The sequence below is a fragment of the Treponema sp. R6D11 genome (assembly GCF_054786075.1).
In genome coordinates this window covers 1-4,305 of record NZ_BDHD01000151.1, presented here as the reverse complement: position 1 = coordinate 4,305, position 4,305 = coordinate 1, and the positions used below count along the sequence as shown (strand labels likewise).

Annotated in this window: 5 protein-coding genes; 4 read left to right on the top strand and 1 reads right to left on the bottom strand. The window is 46.1% G+C overall.

Going from position 1 to position 4,305, the window contains the following annotated elements; all coding sequences use genetic code 11:
• Positions 1-393: hypothetical protein (locus ACYVTD_RS10185; RefSeq protein ID WP_461247669.1), on the bottom strand; the 393-nt coding region annotated here is incomplete at its 3' end.
• Positions 394-518: 125 nt separating this feature from the next.
• Between ACYVTD_RS10185 and ACYVTD_RS10180 the strand changes: the two genes are divergently transcribed.
• The 4 genes from ACYVTD_RS10180 to flgE form a co-directional block, all read left to right on the top strand.
• Positions 519-1,130: a periplasmic-type flagellar collar protein FlbB gene (locus ACYVTD_RS10180; protein ID WP_461247668.1), complete on the top strand. Its 612-nt coding sequence runs from the start codon at positions 519-521 to the stop codon at positions 1,128-1,130.
• 40 nt (positions 1,131-1,170) lie between these two features.
• The gene (locus ACYVTD_RS10175; protein WP_461247670.1) at positions 1,171-2,481 is read left to right on the top strand and encodes a flagellar hook-length control protein FliK; all 1,311 of its coding nucleotides are present in this window, start codon (positions 1,171-1,173) and stop codon (positions 2,479-2,481) included.
• 8 nt (positions 2,482-2,489) lie between these two features.
• Positions 2,490-2,960 (top strand): flagellar hook assembly protein FlgD, encoded by a 471-nt coding sequence (gene flgD / locus ACYVTD_RS10170; protein WP_461247667.1) that lies wholly within the window; start codon positions 2,490-2,492, stop codon positions 2,958-2,960.
• On the top strand, positions 2,957-4,305 hold a 1,349-nt coding region (flgE, locus tag ACYVTD_RS10165; protein ID WP_461247666.1), incomplete at its 3' end, for a flagellar hook protein FlgE. The genes flgD and flgE, both read left to right, overlap by 4 nt.

Sequence of the window (4,305 nt, the reverse complement as noted above, 5' to 3'; positions counted from 1 at the left end):
TTTCCCCATCGCTTCGGCGTGGGGAGCGTTAAACAAAATATCGCTCCAGTTAATCCTCATGCCTTCCTTCTCCATTGCTTTCATTAAATTGGCAAGGGCGCGGTTGCTGAAAAGTCCTGTTTTTTTGATAAAAGCCGCGCTTTTTTTCCCCACAAGAGAACTGCCTGCGGAAAGCACCTTAGAGACAAGAGTCGGCAGTTTACCCGAAAAAAACGAAATCGGCTCAGCCGCTACCGCTATATATTCATATCCGGGAAGCCTCATGCCGTCTTCCTTCCATACATCGACTATATCCACCCTATGCCCCATGGACTCCATTCCCTTAGCCAAAGAAGTTATATAATCGGGCGTTTCTTTCTTTACCGCCGTAGCGCTGACAATCGCAATCCTCATAAATTACCTGCCTTGCTCCATATTATCAGGAAAATAGGGTTAAATAAAGGGCGTTGGAATAGTTCAGGACTCTTCACAAATTGCCGAAATTTATGGTATAATATGAAAGATTTGGGAGATCAAAAATGGCTGGTAGAGCAATAGTTTTATTGCTGCTCATTGGTATTCTTTCCGTGGGCGGCATTGTCTGGTTTGATTATTTAAATTTAATTGACGCAAAAACAGTTCTCGCTCCTTTTTACAAATATGTGCCATTTCTACCCGGTGGGGGCAGATCTCAGCCCAAAATGACCGAGGGCGAGGTTCTCAATCTTGACGCAGAGCGGCTGGCAATACGCCTTGAAGCCCTTGAACTTAAAAACATGGACATTGACACAAAAACGAAGGATTTGGACAACCGATATGGGGAACTTACCCAAATGGCGCAGGAATTGGAAGCACGCCAAAACGCCCTTGATGAACGAGAGAATTCCCTCAAAGCCCAACAATTAGATGCCGAAAATAAGGATAGGAATGTCGAGCAGAAGGCCCGGTATCTGACAGGCATGCCCCCGCAAAACGCGGTAGGCATCATCGCCAAGTTGGATGATCAGGACGCTATCGACGTTCTCCGGAAGACCGAGGAAATAGCCAGAGCCGAGGGTACAACGTCAGTTGTCGCTTATTGGTTCTCACTGATGGATCCGGTTCGGGCAGCTGAACTGCAAAGAAAAATGGCAGGCAGACCGAACTTGTAATCCACTCACCTTCCGGTAAATCTTTTTAGGAGGCCGGTTGGTGATAGCCATTACCACCTACACAGAACCTGTCCCGATAGACGCCGTTGTAAGCGACCCGCTTAAACCCAACGAAAACGAAGAAACAGAAGAACGTTCCAGTTTTTCAGAACTCCTCGCAGGATTACTTCAAACTCAATCAGAGAAGATAGTATCCGATTCAGGTTTAGACGCGTTATCGGCAGGACAACTCAATGACGGAGGCAAACTTGATTTATCTGCGGAAACGCAGGAAGTTGATCTTGAAGCGTGTGATCTTGAGCTTACGGATGAGTCTCAAAACATTCTTTTAAGCGCGGATCAACTATTTACAAGTTTGCTTGAAACAGACGTATCAGGTGAAAACGGATTATCGCTTGAAACCGACAGGGCAAAATCATTAATCAATGAAATACCCTTACAAACGGTATCTTTTGCGGAAAAAGGGCAGGACGATGCTGCCGCTCAATTAAAGCTCCTTCAGGAAATTAATGAGATAGCGCAAATGGCGGATAACAAGAAAAAGGCAAACACGCAGTCAAAAATTGACAGCGAAGACGCATTATCCGCAAAAAACAAAGTTGGCGAAGGCAAAGACTCCTTGCTTGCTAAAACAAATGAAGGTAAAGAACAGCCCGGCAAACTGGAAGAATTCCGCAACCGCTCCCGCAAAGACAAAGTTAACATCGAAGTTCGGGACTATAGGACTGTAAGTAACAATTCTGACGGAACGCAGACACGCGGTTATTCTGTCGTTGAAACAGCGGTAGGGCGCAATCATGGGCAAAACGCCGTTCAGGAAGTAACTTTAGATTTGCGTCTGCCGGATCAGGGGCAAAGCTCCCAGCTTCAAAATTCATGGGAAGTAAAATCGGGCAATATGCTTGAGAATATGCTCGCAAGGGAACTGCATCAGAACTTTAACGGCGATATTGTCCGCCACGCTTCAATGGCTCTGCGGGACGGCGGAGCGGGAACTATCAAAATCGCCCTTCACCCTGAGACCTTGGGACATGTAAAGATACACCTTGAAATGACCGAAAACAAGATTACAGGGCGAATTGTCGTAGAAAGCGAAGAAGCCCTTAATGCTTTCCGAAAGGAACTTTCCGCGCTGGAACAGGCATTTAAAGATTCAGGTTACGCTAACGCCGACCTGAATTTGTCTTTGACAGCAGACGGATCAAGCGAACAGGGGCAGAACTTTGATGAAAGCTCCTTTTCCTCACGGATGGCGGCATCAAGTTATGAAGACGGTTTTGAATTGGAATCAGCACCCGTTATAAGCGTCATTTTTAGACGCGGATCGGGATCAGTTAATATGCTTGCATAGGAGAATGTATGGAACTAACAGCAGGTAAACCAATAATGTTAAGCTCGGATGAAAAACTCCAGCTTGACAAATTTGTTCGCGACTACAACATCGGACTAAATCCGACACGTCAGCCACAGCAAAATTTGGGTAAAGACGATTTCTTAAAAATCCTTATTACCCAGCTTTCGTATCAAGACCCAACAGCGCCAATGGAAGACAAGGAATTCATCGCGCAGATGGCGCAATTTTCAACATTGGAACAAATGACAGGGATGGCAAAAGATTTTTCCAAGCTTACTTCTATGCTCATGGGGAACGAAGCGTCAAGCGCTTTGGGAAAGAGCGTTGAAATAATCGAGGGGGAGCGCACTGTACAGGGAGTTGTTCAGGCGGTTACCAGGGGAGAAACACCTGAGGTGTTGGTAAACGGAAACTTTTATGATTGGAACCAAGTAATCAAGGTTTTTGCAGACGAAAAGGAGAGAGTAGACTTATGATGCGATCATTATTTTCCGGAGTTTCAGGACTTCAGAACCATCAGACCAGAATGGACGTTATTGGTAATAACATTGCCAATATCAATACAACAGGCTTTAAACGCAATAGAGTCAATTTTCAGGATATTATTTACCAACAGCTTCAAGGTGCGGCTCGTCCTACAGAAGACTTAGGCGGCGTAAACCCCAAAGAAGTCGGTCTTGGAATGTCCATCGCGTCAATCGACACGATTCACATTCAGGGCAGTTTGCAGACGACCGGCGTTCAGACAGATCTTGCAATTGTAGGAAACGGCTTTTTCGTTCTTGACGACGCAGGTACGCAGTTGTTCACAAGAGCGGGAGCGTTTTCCATTGACGCCGACGGCATCATGGTAAATCCCGCAAACGGAATGAAAGTTCAAGGTTGGATGGCGAGAGAAGTTGACGGCTATAACGCCCTAGATGTTTCTCGTCCTGTTGAACAAATTGTAATACCTGTCGGCGGCAAAGACCCGGCAAAAGCTACAACGATGGTACAATTTGCATGTAACCTTGATAAGCGTATTCCCGAATTACCGGAAAATCCCACAGGTGCGCAGGTTCGTGATTCAACATGGTCAACAACAATGGATATTTACGATTCATTCGGCGATAAACATATTTTACAGGTTCAATTTACAAGAGTGCCGGGAACAGCCAACAGTTGGAACGCTGCGGTAAATGTCGATCCTCAAAATGAAGCTCCGACCAATGCTACAATCGGTTTCGGCGCGGAAGCTCCTGCGGCGGGCGGACCTACAAATTTTGTTGTTAACTTTTCCAATAACGGCACTTTGCTTTCAGCGGAAGACGGAGCGGGAAACGTTTCGGGAGGGACTGGGCTTGTTCAAATGAATGTAGCATACGATGTGCAAACAGCCACCCCCAACGAAGACGGAACCCCGGTCAGGCAGGAATTTGTTCTTAATTTGGGTACTGTAGGCGGATTCGTCAAATCGCTTACCCAGTATGCCGAAGCAAGTTCTTCCAAGGCTGTAGAGCAGGACGGCTATACAATGGGTTATCTTGATAACTTTAAAATAGATCAATCGGGAGTTATTACTGGTATTTACTCCAACGGCACTACAAGAACTATCGCTCAAGTGGCGATGGCAAGCTTCCCCAACCAGGGCGGTCTTGAAAAATCAGGCGAAAACACATTCCGTGTTTCCAATAACTCAGGGTTAGCGAATATCGGTCCTTCAGGCATTGCCGGAAAAGGCAAGATTGTTGCCGGAACATTGGAAATGTCCAATGTTGACATGGCGGATCAGTTTGTAGACATGATTGTTACTCAGCGCGGATTCCAGGCAAACTCCAAGAC

Coding starts and splice junctions, on each gene's coding strand:
- ACYVTD_RS10180 (WP_461247668.1), top strand. CDS start 519: ATGGCTGGTAGAGCAATAGTTTTATTGCTGCTCATTGGTATTCTTTCC.
- flgD (WP_461247667.1), top strand. CDS start 2,490: ATGGAACTAACAGCAGGTAAACCAATAATGTTAAGCTCGGATGAAAAA.